Consider the following 19824-nt stretch of genomic DNA (forward strand, 5'->3'; position numbering starts at 1 on the left):
TAGGGGCCTGTCTTACAGGCTTTTCTTTAAAGGTTAAATAACTGAAAATTAAGAACTATAATCTTTGAAAGAGGTGGGGCATACACATAACAAAAAAGGATTGTTTAAGAGAGGGGGATAAGAAATGGCTTTGTTTGGTTATCCACTTGAAACAATTTATTTATACGGATTTATTATTGCTACTATACTCACTGTGATTTATATCTTTTTTGGAGATATATTTGAATCCATATTTAGTTTTGGAGGCGGATCGGTATCCGTTGTTACTTTATTACTTAGTTTTTTCGCCATGTTATGTGGACTTAGTTATATAGGGGAATATTTATTTTCCTTTAATAGCATTCTTATTTTCGGGGCTGCATTTGCTATATCCTTTATTGGTGTTTTCATAATGAAAATATTAATTTTAAAGCCGATTGCAGAAGCAGAACAAAACACTGTGCAGCGTATGGATGAATTCATTGGTTGTAAGGGAGAGGTCATTACGACTATTCCTACAGAAGGGTTTGGTGAAGTATTAATTTCCTCCCAATTTGGAAACAATGCAATCCTAGCTAAAACAGTTGGAAAGAAAGATATTTCGCAAGGAACTGAAGTTATTATTGAGGGAGTCCAAGATGGTGTTTTACTTGTACAGAACATCGCTTATTCTTTAAAGAAACCAAAATTATAAGGGGGAATTTACATGACGATTCCATTAATTATCGGTGGAGTATTACTCGCAATTTTAATTCTACTTATTTTAGTATTCATTACAAAGTATCGAACAGTTGGACCAGATGAAGCATTAATTGTTACTGGAAACTGGCTTGGTGGCGGGAAAAATGTAGTTACCACTGATGATGGAAAGAAGATTAAGATTATTCGTGGTGGCGGTACTTTCGTAGTTCCGATTATGCAAAGAGCAGAGCCTTTAAGTCTATTAAACTACAAATTAGAAGTGGGAACACGTGATACGTATACGAAACAAGGTGTACCGATTACAGTAAACGGTGTTTCTATTATTAAAGTAGGATCTACCATTGAAGAAGTTTCTACAGCGGCTGAACAATATTTAGGAAAAGAAACAGAAGAGTTGAAAATAGAAGCAAAAGAAGTTTTAGAAGGGCATCTACGTGCTATTTTATCTTCTATGACAGTAGAAGATGCCTATAGTAATAGAGAGCAATTTGCTCAAAAGGTACATGAAGTAGCTTCTACAGATTTAAAGAAGATGGGACTTCGCATCGTTTCCTTTACAATTAAAGAAATCATGGATAAGAACGGTTACTTAGATGCACTTGGTCAGCCACAAATTGCGATGGTTAAGCGTGATGCAACAGTTGCAAATGCAGAGCGTGAAAAAGAGGCGCGAATTGAAAAAGCTCGTGCCGAGAAAGAAGCGAAAGAAGCTGAGTATCAACGTGATGCACAAATCGCTGAAGCTGAAAAACATAAAGAGTTAAAAGTACAATCTTATAAGAGAGACCAAGAACAAGCTCGCGCAGATGCAGATCTTTCCTATGAATTACAACAAGCAAAAGCGCAACAAGGTGTTACAGAAGAGCAAATGCGCGTTAAAATCATTGAGCGTGAGAAACAAATTGAATTAGAAGAAAAAGAGATTGCGCGTCGTGAAAAGCAATATGATGCAGAAGTAAAGAAAAAAGCAGATGCAGATCGCTATGCTGTTGAGCAATCAGCGGAAGCTGAAAAAGTAAAACAAATGAAAAAGGCAGATGCGGATCAATATAAGATTGAAGCTGAAGCGAGAGCTCGTGCGGAAGAAGTACGTGTAGAAGGTTTAGCGAAGGCGGAAATCGAAAAAGCGCAAGGTCAAGCAAAAGCAGAAGTACAAAAAGCACAAGGTACAGCGGAAGCAGATGTTATCAGGTTAAAAGGTTTAGCGGAAGCAGAAGCGAAACAAAAAATTGCAGAGGCATTTGAGTTATATGGCCAAGCGGCAATTATGGATATGGTGCTTAAAATGCTTCCAAGTTATGCGAAAGAAATTGCAAGCCCACTTAGCAACATTGATAAAATTACAGTTGTCGATACAGGTGGCGGTGGTAAAAATAGCGGTGCCGGAAAAGTTGCAGGTTATGCGACTGATTTAATGGCAACGATGCAAGAAACATTAAAAGCTTCTTCTGGCATTGATTTAAAAGAGTTATTAGAAGGATTTGCTGGAAAAGGAGCAGTACAACAATTATCAAACGATAAACCTGTTGTATCTGTAGTAGAAGATACGAAAAAAGAAGTAGAAAAAGATAAAGAGTAGTAAAGCGGGAGGAACCTCTAGTAAGTGAGATACTAGAGGTTCTTCTGTGAATTATAATATTTCGAATAATATACATTTTTATATATTGTTTTAATTATTTAATTTATATAGAATGAAAAAGGTATGTATCAACTCTTCAATAGAGAAAGAGATAGAGAGTCGCATTGATACATTTGAATCGTATGATTTATATAAAGAAATTAAATGTAAAACAATTACATTTAAAACGGTATGGAGGGGTAGAAATATGTTTCAAGGGAAATTAAAGAGTAGTAGTTTAAAAGCAAAGTTACTTGTATCATTTGTTATGATTTTAATTCTTCCAAGTATTGTAATTGGTTGGACGTCTTATCAGCAAGCGAAGACAAACTTTAATGAAACGATTTCACAATCAGCGAAAGATAACGTAAAGATTTTAAACAATGTTATTAACAAAGAGATAGACAGTAAAAAGGTAGACTCAGTATATTTTACCAAGTTATTTAATGGAGTAAGTTATGGAACTGATCAGCTCCAAAATGTGCAAAATAAATTAGAAGAATATAATAAATTACATCCGGAAATAGAAGCGATTTATACTGGCTCTAGTACTGGACAATTTATTCAATCACCATCTATTCAAATGCCAGACGGGTATAATCCTACAGAAAGAGATTGGTATAAAGACGCAACGAAAAAAAGCGGAGAAGTGGTGATCACAGCTCCCTATAAATCAACGACAACAGGGAATATTGTTATTACAATAGCAAAACAAAACGAGGATAAAAGTGGTGTTCTCGGTATTGATTTAATTATTAATGATATTGTAAATACTTCAAAAATGGTCAATATCGGTAAAAAAGGATATGTAGCAATCTTCGACCAATCTAAAAATGTAATAGCGCACCCGACGCTGAAGCCAGGGGATAAGGTAGAAGAGAAGCTCGAAAAAGAGTTGTACAAACAAGAAACAGGTGATTTTAATTTCACATTAGATGGTGAGGATCGCAATATAACTTTTATAACAAATAAGCAAACTGGATGGAAAATAGCAGGAATTATGCCTTCAAAAGAAATTATTGAAGCAGCTGAACCCATTTTCTATAAAACGATAACTGTTATTGGTATTTCATTAATAATTGGCGGGATTTTAATTTACTTCATAATTGCTTCTATTATTAATCCGTTAAAACAACTTGTTATATCATCGAAAAAGATTAGTGAAGGCGATTTAACAGAATCTATTGCAGTTCATTCTAAAGATGAAATTGGACAGCTAGGAGAAAGCTTTAATGAGATGGCAGCATCATTACAGAATGTTATTTCCAATATAAATACTTCAGCAGGTCATGTAGCGGCATCTTCAGAAGAATTAACAGCTAGTATGAAGCAGACGAGTGAAGCAACGGAACAAATTACACAAGCGATAGAGCAAGTGTCGAGTGGAGCGGAAATACAAACGAAAGAAGTCGAAGAAGGCGCAACATTATTAGAAGAAGTTACAGAAGGAATTCAGCGTGTGGCAGACAGTTCTTCATTAGTATCCACAGCATCTATGTATACGAGGAGAAAGGCTGAAGATGGTGGGAAGTTAGTTGAACAAACGGTGAATCAAATGCAATTAATCCATGAGTCTGTTTCACAATCAGATAAAGTTATTGTTTTGCTAGATGATAAGTCGAAACAAATTGGAGCAATCCTTGAGGTAATTCAACATATTGCAGAGCAGACAAATTTATTAGCATTAAATGCTGCAATTGAGGCTGCGAGAGCTGGGGAACAAGGAAGAGGATTTGCAATTGTAGCAGATGAAGTGCGAAAGTTAGCAGAACAATCAGGACAGTCTTCTACGGAAATTGGAAAACTAGTAAAAGAGATACAATTTGACATAAAAGAAACAGTAAGCTCTATGAAGCAAGTTGGGACAGAAGTACAATCAGGACTTGTAGTTGCAAATGAAACGAAGCAAAGCTTTGCTGAAATATTGAAGTCTACAGATGATACAGTTGTACAAATTGATAGTATGGTAGAAGTAGCGGAACAAATGACAGTAGATGCAAAACAAGTTAGTGCATCTATTAATGAAATTGCAGCTACGATTGAAGAAAATGCAGCAAGCGTTCAAAATATTGCTGGTTCTTCAGAAGAACAATTAGCTTCGGTAGATGAAATCAATGCAGCAGCAGTTCATTTATCGCAAATGGCAGAAGAATTACAAGAGATGATTGGGAAATTTAAAGTGTAATAAAAAATGTTAAGAAACGAGGTAGTAATTGTACTTCGTTTCTTTTTTTGTGAAGATAAAAATAAAGAAATATAGAGTAACCGTGTTATGATTAGGTGTAATCACAAAAGACTGTAAATTCATTAAATTCTATCTTTAATTATGTTAGGGGAATGGTTTTGAAATTTAAAAAGTTAAAACTACAACCGAGAATTACAATAACAATTAGTACACTTATTCTAGTCGTACTTCTATTAACAAGTTATTTATTTTATTACATATTGTCTGAAACGGTAGAAGAGCAAATTGGGAAACGGGCTTTGCATGTTGCAAAAACAGTTGCTGCTATACCTGAAATAACGGAAGCTTTTCAAAAAGAAAATCCAGCTTCTATTATTCAGCCAATTGCAGAAAAAATTCGAATTGATACAGATGCTGATTTTATTGTAGTTGGAAACAAAGAGGGGATTCGATATGCACATCCTAAGCGAGATAAAATAGGAGAAGCAATGGTTGGTGGAGATAATAAAGGAGTTCTATTAGAAGGGAAATCTTATATTTCGAAAGCAACTGGATCATTAGGTCCTTCATTACGCGGCAAAGTTCCAATCCGTAATCAGGAAAATGAAATTATAGGCGTGGTGTCTGTTGGATTTTCAATGGATGATATTCATGGAGCGGTAGAAGTATATGGAAAGCGTGTATTTTGGATTACAGTAATAGGTCTTTTAATCGGGATAATTGGTTCTATATATTTAGCCGGAAGTATAAAAAGAATGATGTTTGGGATGGAGCCAGAAGAAATTTCATCTTTATATGAAGAGCATAGTACAGTGATTCAATCTGTACGTGAAGGGATTATTGTTATTGATCGAAATGGCATGATTAGTTTAATCAATCAAGCAGCTTATGATATTCTTTCGCTAGATAAACAGCGTAATATTATTGGAGAATTTATTTTAAATGTAATTCCTAATTCAACGATACTAGATGTACTTCAAACTGGTGAAGAACAGTTTGATCGTCAATTAAATATAAAAGGGCAGGCTGTTATTGCGAACCGTCTACCTATTAAAGTGAAAAATAAAGTAACTGGCGTTGTATCGAGCTTACGTTTGAAATCTGAAATGGATCAGTTAACAGCAGAGTTATCTCAGACGAAGCAATATACAGAGGCATTACGAGCGCAAACGCATGAATATAACAATTTGTTGTATACGCTTTCAGGGCTTATCCAGTTAGAATCATATGAAGATGCTTTAGAGCTTATTCATAAGGAAACAGCGGTATATCAAGATTTTGTTCAATTTATTATGAAGCGAATTCAAAATCCATGGTTAGGTGGAATTTTAATTGGATTCTATAATAGAGCGCGAGAGTTAAAGATTGATTTTATGCTAGATCGAGAAAGTAGCTTAGATAAATTAAGCCCGCATATTGAGAGTAATTACGTCGTTTCTATTTTAGGAAATTTAATTACGAATGCATTTGAAGCAATTGAAAGAAATGAAGAGAATGATAAGAAGGTAAGGATGTTTGTAACTGATATTGGAGAAGAGATAGTAATTGAAGTGGAAGATTCAGGACAAGGGATTCATGATGAAGTCATTACTAGCATATTTTATAAAGGCTTCTCTACGAAAGAAGGCGGGAAACGAGGATATGGATTAGCAAAAGTGAAAGAGTTAGTAGAAGATTTAAATGGAAGTATTGCAATTGAAAAAGGGGATTTAGGTGGTGCATTATTTATTATTGCATTACCAAAAGAGAGAGGCGAATTGTAATGGGTGAGGAGATTGAAGTATTGATTGTAGAAGATGATATTCGAATTGCGGATATTCATCGTCGTTTTACTGAAAAGATTGAGGGATTTAAAGTAATTGGAACAGCAACGACTGGAGAACAAGCGAAAGAATGGCTAGAGTTTGTGAAGCCACAACTCGTTTTATTAGACGTGTACTTACCTGATATGCAAGGAACGGAACTTGTCACATATATTAGGCATAATTTGCATGATACAGATATTATTATGATTACAGCTGCATCGGAAACAGATGTAGTGAGGCACGCTTTACGAGGCGGAGTAACAGATTATATCGTAAAGCCACTTATGTTTGATCGATTTAAGGTAAGTTTGGAAAGTTACCAAAAAAAGATTGTGCAGTTAAAGAAAAATAATCAATTATCTACAGAACAAATAGAACATTTATGGTCTCAAAGAGGCGTAAAGGGGAATGAAATAGAATATGCTCCAAAAGGGATAGACCCCTTAACTTTAGCAAAAATAAAAAAGCATATGTTAACAGTGAATGAAGAAGGAATTACAGCAGAAACGTTAAGTGCAATGGTAGGGGTAAGCCGATCGACAGCGAGGCGCTATTTAGAGTATTTAATATCGGGAAAGAAAGTTCATGCGGAGCTTATATATGGGAGTGTAGGGAGACCAGAAAGAAGGTATTTTCTTGTTTCTTCATAACAAAAAAACAGTAGAGAATTACATTTCTTCTACTGTTTTTTCACGTCTTATATTGGAATGATTCCGATTACAATTCCCGTAATTAACATCACCATTGTCGTTCCAACAGCCCAAAGTAACGTAAAGCGTTGATGTTCACCAAAATCAACTTTGGCCATTCCGACTAATAAATAAGTGGAAGCGACAAGAGGACTTAATAAGTGAACAGGTTGCCCGAGTAATGAAGCGCGTCCCATTTCAGCTGCACTAATTCCGTAAGCAGCTGCAGCTTTCGTTAAAATAGGTAATACTCCGAAGTAAAATGCATCATTGGACATGAAAAATGTGAACGGCATACTAAGAAGAGCTGTAATAATCGGTAGTTGTGGTCCAAGAGCGTCAGGTATAAGAGTAACTACACTTTGAGCCATTGCATCTACCATTTTTGTTCCTGATAAAATACCAGTGAAAATTCCAGCGGCGAATACGAGAGAAACAACCGCTAATACGTTTCCAGCGTGAGAAGCAATACGTTCTTTCTGTTGTTCTAAGTTCGGATAGTTAAGCATAACAGCAATAGCGAAAGCGACTGTAAATAAAACAGGTAACGGCATAACCTCTAGTATGAGACAGACAAGTAAGGTAACAGTTAATAAAAAGTTAATCCATAGAAGCTTAGGGCGTTTATGAACGGCAGCTTCCACTGTTGCAGCTTGCTCATCCATCGTTTGCATTTGTTTTAAATATTGTACATCCATAATTCCTAATCGTTTTCTTTCTTTTGTTCCAAGATAGTAAGCAACGAAAACGACCCAAATTGCACCAGCAATCATTCCTGGTATAAGTGGTGTAAAGAGCTCTGATGCGTCTAGTCCAAGAGCACTCATAACCCGAGCTGTCGGTCCGCCCCACGGTGTAAGATTTGTCACTCCTGCTCCTAACATAACAACCCCAGCTAATATAAGTGGATTCATTCCAAGGCGTTTATATAATGGGTACATTGCGGAAACCGTAATCATATACGTTGTTGTTCCATCCCCATCTAATGAAACGATAATAGTAAGAATCGCTGTACCAACAACAATTTTTAAAGGATCTCCTTTTACAAATTTCAAAATCCTACTAATGACAGGATCGAATAAACCGCTATCAATCATAATTCCAAAATACAAAATAGCAAACATAAGCATAATACCAGTAGGTGCTAGTTTTTGAATTCCTTCTAACATCATAGGTCCCATATTTGCATAAAAACCGCCAATTAATGCGAAAGTAATTGGAATTAATATTAATGCTACTAGTGCTGACATACGTTTCGTCATAATTAAAAACATAAAGACAAATACCATCGCAAATCCAAGTAGTGCTAACATGTAATCTCCCCCTCAAAAATGATTGCGCTTTCAAAATGTAATGAAAATTCAGAAAAAAGTGTTTTTTTATTTATCATAAAAGCATTCATTCAAATGGTAAATAATTTGAAAAATAACATCATTAGAAGCATAATTTTTATTTTGGTCATTTTGTTCACGGTAGTTAATTTGAATTTTTAAAAAGTAAGCTGCTCTTCGTAAGAATGGTAGAATAAGATGAAAATATTGAAGTGTGAAATAGGGAGTAGATTTTATATGAAAACGAGAATTGAAGAGATTTATAGTTCTTATGAAGGAAAAGTAGAAGAGATTTTTGTTAATGAATCTTCTTACGTATATGAGTGGGAAAATTTAATGATGATCCGAAAAAATAACGGTGAGCTTGAAAAAGTTGCGGTCGGTATTAGTGGAAATATAAGATTAGTAAATGTAGTTGTTGGGCAGCAAATTAATACAGATATATTATTAGTTAAGTTAGAAGATGATTTATTAATTACAGGTTGTGAATGATGAGAGATGTGTAGAAATGACTGCACATCTTTTTTGTTCCATATATTACAAAAAGCACATTGTTTTTTCACAAATCTCACACAAGTTTTTGATATTCTCTTTGTGGAAGATGCGGTTAGGGAGGAAATAAAATGAGAACAAAGTATGTGATGTTTGCTATATGCTTATTCTTTGTATTTACAATAGTAGGATGTGGTAAGAAACAAGCAGAGGCTGTAGCAATTGATGAGAAACATGATAAGTGTGATATTTGTGAAATTGGGGTAATGGATAATCAATTTGCAACAGAAGTCATTTTAGAAAATGGAAAAGCGTTAAAGTTTGATGATATCGGTTGTATGTATAAGTGGATGGAGATTAATCCAGGTGAAAAGACGAAAGAAAAATTTGTTCGAGATTATGATTCGAAAGAGTGGATTTCATTAGAAGATGCGACCTACGTATATGATAAAACAATAACGACACCGATGGCTTATAATGTCATTTCATTTGAAAATAAAAAGGATGCAGAAAGCTTTGTGTCTAACTATAAAGGGAAAGTTCTTTCATATAAAGAGCTAGCAGAGCATAAATGGGAAATGAATAAAGAAATGATGGGGAACCCGAAAAAGGGAAATCACGGTGGACATCATTAATAATAGAAAAGGACAACTATGTAGTTGTCTTTTTTTATTATTACTCAGGTGCAAATATAGAAAAGGTGTAAAATTTTTAGAAGAACGGTTACAATGGAATATAGTAACCTAAAGCAATCATTTATGTACTTTTTAGAAATGTATACAAATGCGGTAAAATCGTGCTAAACTAATTGCTTCGCTAATATAGGTTGAGAAACATAGGTATAAGTTTAGATAATCCGATTAAAGAAGGAATATAAAGGGCTTATGGATAAATGTAATCAAGAAGAGTTATTGTATGTGATGGAGGAATGGTTAAGAAAACATTATCTTTCATAGGAGCTGTAGTTGTGAGAAAACAAAAAATTTTATTATGCATGTTATTAGGACTTTTAATGACGGTAGTGGCTTGCGATAAGCAAGAGGAGCCAGAATCGAAACCGGTTCATGTGAAAAACGAAAAGAAAAACGAAAAGCATAAAGAACAGGAAGAATCTAAAGAAGAAAAAAGTATAAATTTAATGGACAAACAGTTGCTACTTTCTGCGACTCTTGGAGACACAGAAACAGCTATGAAGCTGATTCAAGATGGAGCCAATATAAACGTAGAAGGTGACAACGGAGAAACGCCTATCCTTGCAGCAACGTATCAAAATCATGTAGAGACAGTTAAAGCATTAATTGGTGCAGGTGCTAATATTGAAAGGAAAGATGAGAAACAAAGTAATCCATTTCTTTATGCAAGTAGAGAAGGATATACAGACATTGTAAAGCTACTAATTAATGCAGGGGTTAATACGAAAGAAACTACTAAATCAGGTGGAACAGCACTCATTTCTGCATCTGAACGTGGCCATGTAGAGGTCGTAAAAGAGTTATTAGAGCATACAGATATTGATGTGAATTATAGAAATGATCGTGGTGGAACAGCTTTAGTAGAAGCAATCGTATTAGGAAATGGTAGTGAAAATCATAAGAAAGTAATTCAAATGCTTATTGACCACGGGGCAGATGTAAATATGGCCAATAAGGAAAATATTACGCCACTGCAATATGCTGAAAAAAGAGGTTTTAAAGATATTGCAAATATGTTGAGGTTAGCTGGAGCGAATGAAGTCGTACAGCCACAGCCACAACCACAACCGGTGGAATAACAAGACAAAGAAATAAAAAGTACGAAATAATCTCATTTCGATAGACAGAATGAAGAAGTCATTTAGTATGATGGATTCAGTAATGTGTATTTGAATGGGATTTTTGTTTTGGGCATGAAAAATAGATTATGAATGGTATATGGAGGAAATAAGGAGGATATAAATGAGGCTCTCAGAACTTGATTTAATAGCAATTCAGGTAGAGGTTTTATTTGTTCATAATCAAGTAGGAAAAATGAAATATATAAATGAACAAGGAAATCCGAAAGCACCACGCTTTTTTCTTGGCAGAACTTGTGAAGGGAGTATAACGAGATATCATTGTGATCTGGATGATGAAACGGTAAGTAAGGTTGAGAAATTAATTCGAGAACCTTCAAATCATATAGAGATAGCAAAGATCATTGATGTATTAAATGAAGAAAGAACAGTGAAAAATATTTGGATGGGCCCTGCATTCATGTTCTCTAATAACTTACATAAGCCAACTAGAACAATACAGATAACAGAGGAGAATAAAGAGCTTTTGCGAGAAAATTTTCCTAATCTAATAGAACAGATGGAGTGGAGGCAACCTTACTTTGCAATTGTAAAAAATGAAAAGGTAGTTTCTATATGTTGCAGTGCTAGGAGTACGCCTGTAGCTGCTGAGGCGAGTGTGGAAACTTTAGCGGAGTTTCAAGGGAATGGATATGGTACTGATGTTGTTACAGCATGGGCGATATCAATACAAGAAGAAAAACGCATTCCACTTTATAGTACTTCTTGGGATAATTATGCTTCACAAGCAGTTGCGAGAAAACTAAAACTGATTAACTATGGAATGAATTTGCATATCACTTAAATTTTGAAAATAGTTGTTTGCTGTTGGGATTCATTCGTATATTTAGATTATTGTTAAAAAAATATGGTGAATATTAACATTCGATTAACATCTAATTAACAATCTATCAAAACTGACTTAATAAATGCGTAATATAGTAAAGGTAACAGAATAACTAGGGTAGAGAACATTTGAGAACACCCGCTTACATATAACGTGCCACTTTCTTAGGTGTGCTCTATTTCCTAGAGTTCAAATAAGGAGAAAGGTGTTCTATGTAAGTAGGTGTTTTTAGTTTGGATAAAAATAGAAAAGCTAGGTGGAATTAATGTTTAAAGAACCTTATATTGCGATGATAAAAGATTGGAAAGGGTACAAAACATACAAAAAATTACCGAAAACAGTTTTTCTTATGACTGGTTCAATGCTGGAGTTACCAGAGCGTGTATATGAATTACAGAAGCATGGACATGATGTATTTCTTCATTGTGATTTTATACAAGGTTTAAATACAAATACAGAGGAAGCTCTTTTGTATATTCAAGATGTTATCGGGGCGCAGGGTATTATTTCAACAAAAGGTTCGACAATTCGAAATGCTAATAAAATTGGATTAAAAACGATTCAACGCATTTTTATTGTTGATACTTTATCTCTTACAAAATCAATTGAGAATTGTAAAACGACTAAACCGAATGCGGTAGAGATTATGCCTGGTATTATGCCTTCCATTATTAAGCAGTTAGCAGAGGAAATAGAATTTCCTATTATTGCAGGCGGACTGATTCAAACACGAGAAGATGCGGAAATTGCTATTCGTGCAGGAGCAAGTGCAATTTCAACGAGTCATTATGAAGTATGGATACACGAAGAAAAAAGGAGTGCAATCTTGTGATTGAATTGAAAAATGTTTCAAAGGTGTATAAAAATGCGGAAGAGACAGCGGTTAAAGGTGTATCGGTTCACATTAAAAAGGGCGAGTTTTTTGTTTTAGTTGGACCTTCAGGATGTGGGAAAAGTACACTATTACGAATGATTGCTGGCTTAGAAGAGATTTCTTCGGGGGATTTAATTATTAATGAACATGTTGCAAATGATTTAGAGCCGAAAGACCGTAATCTATCAATGGTATTTCAAAATTATGCGCTATATCCACACTTATCTGTAGAAGAAAACATTTTATTCGGACTTAAGGTAAGAAAAGTACAAAAAGAAGAGCGACAAAAGCGATTAATGGAAGCAATTGAAATGGTAGGACTGAAAGAGTATGTAAAAATGAAGCCAGGACAATTATCAGGGGGACAAAGACAGCGTGTTGCGCTTGCTAGGGCGATCGTGAGTCAAGCACCAATTTGTTTAATGGATGAACCACTTTCGAATTTAGATGCGAAATTACGTGCGCAAATGAGGATTGAAATTAGAGAAATTCAGCAACGGTTAGGAATTACAATGATTTACGTTACTCACGATCAAATAGAAGCGATGACTATGGGAGATCGTATCATGGTCTTAAATAAAGGAAGCATACAGCAAGTTGGAACACCGCTTGATATATATAACGAACCAGCGAATGAATTTGTTGCAAGCTTTATAGGGTCTCCTTCGATGAATATAAATGATGGAGAAATGGACAAAGAAAAAGGCGTATTACATATAGGGCAATTGCAAATTCCATTATCTAATGGACTGTTAAAGCAATTACCAGAAGGAACAATTCGAATAGGCATGCGTCCTGAACATATTGAACTGTCTGAGGAAGGGCAAGAAGTCACGTTACAATCTGTAGAAGTATTAGGGAACGAATCTATATTAAATTTCGCGGTAAGTGGAATAACTTGGAGTGCAAAAGTCATTGGACAGCTACTCCTGAAAAAAGGTGACAAAGTAAAATTATTATTCTCGCAAGATAAGTTATGCTTCTTTCACCAAAATACGAATGAACGATTAAAAGTGGTAGCTGAAGAAGAGTTGAAAGTGGTGGCGAAATAATGATTGAGGTAGGCAAGTTACCAGCACAAACAAAAGTGTCAAAAAAGAAGAATTTATGGAGTAAAACGAAAGATTTAAGAATAGGATTATTATTTTTGGCGCCAGCTATTTTGCTATTTTCGATTTTTCTTTTTTATCCATTATTTAGGACGATTTACTATAGCTTTTATTTAACAGATATACACGGAGAAGCTAATCTTTTTGTTGGCTTAGAAAATTATCAATACTTATTTTCTGATCCTGCTTTCTACAAAAGCATAAAGTCAACTTTATTATTTGTTGTATATACAGTGCCTACGAGTATTATATTCGCTTTATTTCTTGCATTGATTGCAAATGGAAAAGTAAGAGGTATTGGGTTATTCCGTGTGTTATTTTCTTCCACTATGGGAATATCAGTAGCTGCTAGTGCGGTGATTTGGCTATTTTTATTTCATCCAAGTGTCGGGTTATTTAATAATATATTAGCCTCTATGAATCTACCTGCAATCGCATGGTTAACGAGTCCAGATTGGGCATTGTTCTCTGTATCGGTTACAACGGTTTGGGTGAATACAGGATTTGCATTTTTAGTTATATTAGGTGGTTTACAAAATATTGATACGTCTTTATATGAGAGTGCATCTATAGATGGCGCTAGCTATTTATATAAGCTTCGCCGTGTTACATTACCGATGCTATCACCAACTTTATTCTTTATCGTGACAGTAACGTTAATTAGTGCGTTCCAAAGCTTTGGACAAATTGACATTTTAACGCACGGTGGACCAAATGATGCAACGAATTTAATTGTATATTCGATTTATAAAGAGGCGTTTGTGAATCATCAATTTGGAACAGCAAGTGCACAAGCGATGATATTATTTGTTTTCATTTTCATTGCTACATTACTTCAATTCAAGTTTGCTGAGAGAAAGGTGCATTATAAATGATCGTTAAACAGTGGAAACAAAATTTCCTATTATACATGCTGCTCATTATTAGTGCAGTAATGGTGTTTTTTCCTGTACTCTATGCATTTTTAATAAGCTTTATGACACCAGATGATATTCAAATGAGAAGGCTATTTCCGACCCAATTTACTTTCGATAATTTTATTAATATTTTTCAAAAAGTACCGCTTTTGACATACTTGTACAACAGTTTAGTTGTATCGACAGTCGTTATGATTGGACAACTTATCGTATCAAGCTTAGCGGCTTATGCTTTTGTCTTTCTACAGTTTAAAGGAAGAAACCTTATTTTCTTCCTGTTTATTTCAACGATGCTTATTCCGTGGGAAGCAACGATGGTACCGAACTTTTTAACGATTCAAAACTTCGGTTGGATCAATAGCTTTGCTGGGATGACAGTGCCGTTTTTTGCAACAGCTTTCGGTATTTTCTTGTTACGTCAACATTTTATGACGCTTCCGAATGAACTGAAAGAAGCAGCCTTTATTGAAGGGATTGGAAATGTAAGGTTTTTATTTAGCGTCGTAATTCCGTATTGTAAAACGAGTTTTATTACGCTTGGAGTATATAGTTTTTTAACAACATGGAATATGTACTTATGGCCACTCTTAGTGACCACTGATGAAAAAGTAAGAACAGTTCAAATTGGTGTAAAGCAGCTTCAGTCTCAAGAAGTTGCAACTGATTGGGGAAGCGTAATGGCCGGTGTTACGGTTATTGTCATTCCAACACTGATTTTACTATTTGTAGGGCAAAAGCAATTACAACAAGGATTAACAAAAGGTGCAATTAAATAACTAAGAGAAGGTGAGATTAAAATGAGTTTAGTTAAAAAAGGTGCTGCTCTATTAATGGCAGCAACAATGGCATTATCTAGTGCCGCTTGTTCAAGTAGTAAAACGGAGGGGAAATCTGAAGCGCAGGCAAAAGTAGCACCAGTTGAAAAAAATGGTGATAAGACTGTAATTCGTTTTTGGCATGCGATGGGTGGAAAAACACAAGGCGTACTAGATGGGCTTGTTGCAGACTATAATAAATCACAGAATAAATACGAGATAAAGGCAGAGTTCCAAGGGACATATGAAGAGTCTTTAACGAAATTTAGAACGATGTCTGCTACGAAAGAAGCGCCAGCTCTTGTTCAGTCGAGTGAAATTACAACAAAATATATGATTGATAGCAAAAAGATTACGCCAATTGATAGTTGGATAAAAAAAGATAAGTACGATACCTCAAAATTGGAAAAAGCAATTACAAATTATTATTCAGTTGATGGAAAAATGTATTCTATGCCATTTAATTCATCTACACCAGTATTAATTTATAATAAAGATGCTTTTGCAAAGGCGGGCTTAGATCCAGAGAAAGCCCCACAAACATATGCGGAATTACAAGAAGCAGCGAAAAAGTTAACGATCAAAGAAGGCGGAAATGTAAAACAATATGGATTCTCCATGCTGAATTATGGTTGGTTCTTTGAAGAATTGTTAGCGACACAAGGTGCTTTATATGTAGATAACGAAAACGGCCGCAAAGATGCTGCAAAGAAGGCGGTATTTAACGGTAAAGAAGGACAAAAAGTATTTGGAATGTTAGATGATTTAAATAAAGCTGGCGCACTTGGAAAGTATGGAGCAAGTTGGGATGATATTCGTGCCGCGTTCCAATCTGGACAAGTTGCTATGTATTTAGATTCTTCAGCTGGTGTTCGCGACTTAATTGATGCATCTAAGTTTAATGTAGGCGTGTCATATATTCCATATCCAGAGGATTCGAAACAAAATGGTGTTGTTATTGGCGGAGCATCATTATGGATGACGAATATGGTTTCAGAAGATACGCAACAAGGTGCTTGGGACTTTATGAAATATTTAACGAAGCCAGACGTACAAGCAAAATGGCATACTGCAACAGGCTATTTCTCTATTAATCCAGATGCATACAATGAACCATTAGTAAAAGAGCAATATGAAAAATATCCACAGCTAAAAGTAACAGTGGAACAATTACAAGCGACGAAGCAATCTCCAGCAACTCAAGGAGCATTAATTAGTGTATTCCCAGAATCACGAGATGCAGTGGTAAAAGCATTAGAAGCAATGTATGACGGAAAGAATAGTAAAGAAGCGTTAGATGAAGCTGCAAAAGCAACTGATAGAGCAATTAGTATTTCAGCTCGTACGAGTCAAAAATAAAAGAAAACCGCATCCTTTTTCAGGATGCGGTTTTCTTTACAAGGAGATAAGGGATCAAAAAAATGAAGAAGTCTTATCCCTTTTATATGAGTAAAGGGTCTAGAATGAATCTTGTCCTTTTCATTATTTGTTTAACTCCATTGCAACTTGTTTGCCATTTACGAAAACCTCTGCCACCGCTACTACAACTTCCATCACTTTTTTCATGTCTCATCTCTCCTTGTTTTTTGTTTCATTTCTTACTTTTAGTATAAGGAAATATAGCACTTGCAACTATCGAATTGGATGACAAGAGACTTACATTGTTGTAAGGACAATCGTTTTATTTGTAATAAATGTGATTTCGAATGTGGATTCAGAAATTTCTGTTGTTTTGAACTATAATTAGAAAGAGAGTGGTTTAGAAAGAAGGGGATAATATGAAAAGAATTCTTGTTATTAGTGATATTCATGGAGAGATAGAAAAGTTCGAACGGTTATTGGAAGAAGCTCAATATGATGTAAGACAGGATCAATTAATTTTACTGGGAGATTATGTAGATCGTGGTCCAAATGCGCGTGCTGTAATTGAAAAGGTAAAAGAGTTAAAAGAAGAGGGGGCCTTCGTTCTAAAGGGCAATCATGAAGATATGATGATTAAAGCGTTAACGACAGATGAGGAACGTTCATGGAATCATTGGGTAAAAAGGAATGGTGGAGATAAGACTTTATACAGCTATGGCTTTGTAGAAGAAGATATTGTAGTTAATGAAGAAGCCTTCCAAAAACCCATTTTACAATCGCATGTTTTAGAGGAACATGTAAAGTTTATTCAAAAATTAGCTCATTATGTTGAAACAGAAGAGTATATATTTGTACATGCCGGTATTGAGCCATTGAAGCGAGTTTCGGAATGTGAACCATATACGTTAATATGGATACGTAATGAGTTTCATAGTGGGTATAGTGGTGAAAAGGTTGTTGTATTTGGTCATACGGAAACAAAAACGCTTCATGGTAGTGAGAATTGCAGCGTGTATTTTGGGAGTAATCGTATTATAGGGATTGATGGCGGTGCTGTATATGGTGGCCAGTTAAATTGTTTAGAATTGCCGAGTAAAAAGGTATACGTAGTAAAAAGTTGAAAGAGATAAGGGGAATCTTATTTCTTTCAATTTTTTATTAAGAAAAATTTAAGAAAGAATTTTTATAATAAATCTTTCAAATTTTATATTGAGAAAAACGTTAAAATGTAATTATAAATAGGATTGAACAATATGGTGGAAGGTGAGAATATGCGCTTACTCGTAGTAGAAGATAATGCTTCTTTATTAGAGTCTATTGTCCAAATATTACGCGATGAATTTGAAGTAGATACAGCATTGAATGGGGAAGATGGATTATTTCTAGCGTTACAAAATATATATGATGCCATTTTGCTTGATGTGATGATGCCAGAAATGGACGGTTTTGAAGTAATTCAAAAAATACGTGATGAAAAAATTGAAACACCAGTCCTATTTTTGACAGCGAGAGACTCTCTAGAAGATCGAGTGAAAGGCTTAGATTTTGGTGGAGATGACTATATCGTTAAGCCGTTTCAGGCTCCAGAATTAAAAGCAAGAATTCGTGCGTTGTTACGAAGAAGTGGTAGTCTAACAACAAAGCAGACCATTCGCTATAAAGGGATTGAACTGTTCGGAAAAGATAAAGATGTTCAAGTAGATGGACAAAGTATGAAGCTAACATTAAAACAATATGAGCTTTTAGAGTACCTTGTTCAAAATAGCGGAAAGATTTTAATGCGTGAACAAATTTTTGATCGTGTTTGGGGATTTGATTCAGATACGACAGTAGCAATTGTAGAAGTATATGTACATCATTTACGTAAAAAATTAGAGCCATTCGGTTATCAGAAAGATATTCAAACTGTTCGAGGTATTGGATATATATTAAAAGAACAATGAAAAAGGGAAGCATGTTTCAGAAAACACGCATTCGATTGACTATATTGAATTCATTAGTATTTATTATCTTGATAGGTGTATTAGGCAGTATCATTTATTCATACACATATAATCGTATTTATAATGAAGTAGATAAATCGATAGGAAAATCCGTTCAGCATAGAAAGAATTTAGATGATAAAAAACTACCTAAAAAAATTAGGGGATATCCTCCGATTGGGGATCCAAGGATAACGGAGTTAACTTGGCTTGGAAACACAGTGGAGATAGGTATTGAAAACGGCAAACGCCGTTTTATCTTTGAAGATAATTTGGAAAAGTTTTCTCCAAAGAAATTAGGAACTTTGCAAGATATAGAAGTGCCAGGGCAATATTTTAGAACGTTTGCATTTCAACAAGATACAAAAATAGTTCAAATCGTACGCGATATAACAGCTGAAAAAGAAATGTTAAATACTTTATTTTTAATTCTTGTGATAGGTTGTAGTGTAGGAAGTTTATGTGCAATAGGCATCGGCTTTTTCTTAGCCGGCAAGGCACTCGTACCCATTCAAAATTCGTGGGAAAAACAGCAGCAATTCGTTTCGGATGCATCGCATGAATTAAGGACACCACTTGCGGTTATTCAATCAAAAACGGATGTGTTATTCCAGTCACCATCTGCGACAATAGAAGAAAAAGCGATGGATATTTCTACGATTTCAAAGGAGTGTAGACGGTTATCTAAGCTTGTAACTAATTTATTATTGTTAGCACGTTCGGATTCTAATCAAATTGAGATGGATAAGAAAACATTTGAAATGGATAAATTGTTAGAAGAAATAGTAGATCCATATAAGGAAATTGCTTCCTATCAAGAAAAAGAGATGATATTGAAAGTAGAACATGACATATCATTTATAGGTGATAGAGAGAGAATTCATCAAATGATGGTCATATTGTTAGATAATGCGATGAAGTATACAAATGGGGGCGGACATATTCAAATCGATTGTATGCAAACGAGCAGCTCAATTCGTATAAGGGTGAAAGATGACGGGATAGGGGTTAAAGATGAGGACATCCCAAAATTATTTGATCGTTTTTATCAAGGGGATAAAGCGAGAAGTGCGTCAGAAGGAGCGGGATTAGGCCTTTCAATCGCAAATTGGATTGTAGAAAAGCATTATGGGAAAATATTAGTAGAGAGCAAATGGGGAGAGGGTACTTGTTTTGAAGTGAATTTCCCTAAAAACCAAAGAATATAAGTGAGAAGACGATCTTGTTTTTACAAGGTCGTCTTTTTTTAAGGGAAAGTTAAGAAACTATTTATAACATGTATGATATACAGAAAGTTCGCCCTATGA

Annotated in this window: 18 protein-coding genes and 1 pseudogene; 18 read left to right on the top strand and 1 reads right to left on the bottom strand. The window is 34.9% G+C overall.

The window, feature by feature from the left end; all coding sequences use genetic code 11:
• Positions 1-124 precede the first annotated feature (124 nt).
• From J0835_RS02895 to J0835_RS02915, 6 genes and pseudogenes are all read left to right on the top strand, one after another.
• Entirely contained in the window at positions 125-673 is a 549-nt protein-coding gene (locus J0835_RS02895; RefSeq protein WP_001173143.1) for an NfeD family protein, read from the top strand.
• A gap of 12 nt (positions 674-685) precedes the next feature.
• A complete protein-coding gene (locus J0835_RS02900) occupies positions 686-2260 on the top strand; it encodes a flotillin family protein (RefSeq protein ID WP_087979362.1) in 1575 nt (524 codons plus the stop codon).
• A gap of 307 nt (positions 2261-2567) precedes the next feature.
• Positions 2568-3542: pseudogene (locus J0835_RS29135) on the top strand (HAMP domain-containing protein); the annotation flags it as partial.
• Positions 3543-3623: 81 nt separating this feature from the next.
• Complete coding sequence (locus tag J0835_RS29140) at positions 3624-4484, top strand: methyl-accepting chemotaxis protein (protein WP_395940795.1); 861 nt, start codon at positions 3624-3626, stop codon at positions 4482-4484.
• Between the two features lie 152 nt (positions 4485-4636).
• Positions 4637-6247 carry a sensor histidine kinase gene (locus tag J0835_RS02910; RefSeq protein WP_087979364.1) on the top strand — a complete coding sequence of 537 codons (1611 nt, stop codon included), beginning with the start codon at positions 4637-4639 and terminating at the stop codon, positions 6245-6247.
• Complete coding sequence (locus tag J0835_RS02915; RefSeq protein WP_087979365.1) at positions 6247-6939, top strand: response regulator; 693 nt, start codon at positions 6247-6249, stop codon at positions 6937-6939. Before J0835_RS02910 ends, J0835_RS02915 begins: the two co-directional genes overlap by 1 nt.
• A 47-nt stretch (positions 6940-6986) precedes the next feature.
• Here the strand turns inward: J0835_RS02915 and J0835_RS02920 are convergent, their stop codons facing one another.
• A complete protein-coding gene (locus tag J0835_RS02920) occupies positions 6987-8291 on the bottom strand; it encodes a CitMHS family transporter (RefSeq protein ID WP_087979366.1) in 1305 nt (434 codons plus the stop codon).
• Between the two features lie 255 nt (positions 8292-8546).
• Here J0835_RS02920 and J0835_RS02925 point away from each other — a divergent pair, with 255 nt between their 5' ends.
• The 12 genes from J0835_RS02925 to J0835_RS02980 all read left to right on the top strand — a co-directional run bounded on the left by J0835_RS02925 (position 8547) and on the right by J0835_RS02980 (position 19725).
• Positions 8547-8801, top strand: coding sequence for a hypothetical protein (locus J0835_RS02925; protein ID WP_000857382.1), 255 nt, complete (start codon positions 8547-8549; stop codon positions 8799-8801).
• 131 nt (positions 8802-8932) lie between these two features.
• Positions 8933-9436, top strand: coding sequence for a nitrous oxide reductase accessory protein NosL (locus tag J0835_RS02930; RefSeq protein WP_087979367.1), 504 nt, complete (start codon positions 8933-8935; stop codon positions 9434-9436).
• A gap of 293 nt (positions 9437-9729) precedes the next feature.
• Positions 9730-10572 (top strand): ankyrin repeat domain-containing protein, encoded by an 843-nt coding sequence (locus J0835_RS02935; RefSeq protein WP_242250133.1) that lies wholly within the window; start codon positions 9730-9732, stop codon positions 10570-10572.
• 163 nt (positions 10573-10735) lie between these two features.
• On the top strand, positions 10736-11416 hold the full coding sequence (locus tag J0835_RS02940; RefSeq protein WP_087979368.1) for a GNAT family N-acetyltransferase: 681 nt from the start codon (positions 10736-10738) through the stop codon (positions 11414-11416).
• 307 nt (positions 11417-11723) lie between these two features.
• Positions 11724-12290: a glycerol-3-phosphate responsive antiterminator gene (locus J0835_RS02945; RefSeq protein ID WP_000472007.1), complete on the top strand. Its 567-nt coding sequence runs from the start codon at positions 11724-11726 to the stop codon at positions 12288-12290.
• A complete protein-coding gene (locus tag J0835_RS02950; protein ID WP_140386661.1) occupies positions 12287-13384 on the top strand; it encodes an ABC transporter ATP-binding protein in 1098 nt (365 codons plus the stop codon). Before J0835_RS02945 ends, J0835_RS02950 begins: the two co-directional genes overlap by 4 nt.
• Positions 13384-14316 carry a carbohydrate ABC transporter permease gene (locus tag J0835_RS02955; RefSeq protein ID WP_087979370.1) on the top strand — a complete coding sequence of 311 codons (933 nt, stop codon included), beginning with the start codon at positions 13384-13386 and terminating at the stop codon, positions 14314-14316. The genes J0835_RS02950 and J0835_RS02955 overlap by 1 nt, the downstream gene beginning before the upstream one ends.
• Entirely contained in the window at positions 14313-15134 is an 822-nt protein-coding gene (locus tag J0835_RS02960; protein WP_064477144.1) for a carbohydrate ABC transporter permease, read from the top strand. The genes J0835_RS02955 and J0835_RS02960 overlap by 4 nt, the downstream gene beginning before the upstream one ends.
• A gap of 21 nt (positions 15135-15155) precedes the next feature.
• Complete coding sequence (locus J0835_RS02965) at positions 15156-16532, top strand: ABC transporter substrate-binding protein (protein WP_087979371.1); 1377 nt, start codon at positions 15156-15158, stop codon at positions 16530-16532.
• A 419-nt stretch (positions 16533-16951) separates the two neighbouring features.
• On the top strand, positions 16952-17656 hold the full coding sequence (locus J0835_RS02970; RefSeq protein WP_087979372.1) for a metallophosphoesterase family protein: 705 nt from the start codon (positions 16952-16954) through the stop codon (positions 17654-17656).
• A 150-nt stretch (positions 17657-17806) separates the two neighbouring features.
• Positions 17807-18478 (top strand): response regulator transcription factor, encoded by a 672-nt coding sequence (locus J0835_RS02975; RefSeq protein ID WP_001238626.1) that lies wholly within the window; start codon positions 17807-17809, stop codon positions 18476-18478.
• A gap of 11 nt (positions 18479-18489) precedes the next feature.
• Positions 18490-19725, top strand: coding sequence for a sensor histidine kinase (locus J0835_RS02980; protein ID WP_140386662.1), 1236 nt, complete (start codon positions 18490-18492; stop codon positions 19723-19725).
• The last annotated feature ends 99 nt before the right edge of the window (positions 19726-19824 follow it).

The sequence above is a fragment of the Bacillus cereus group sp. Sample62 genome, from assembly GCF_036851315.1.
In the GTDB taxonomy this organism is placed as follows: domain Bacteria; phylum Bacillota; class Bacilli; order Bacillales; family Bacillaceae_G; genus Bacillus_A; species Bacillus_A wiedmannii.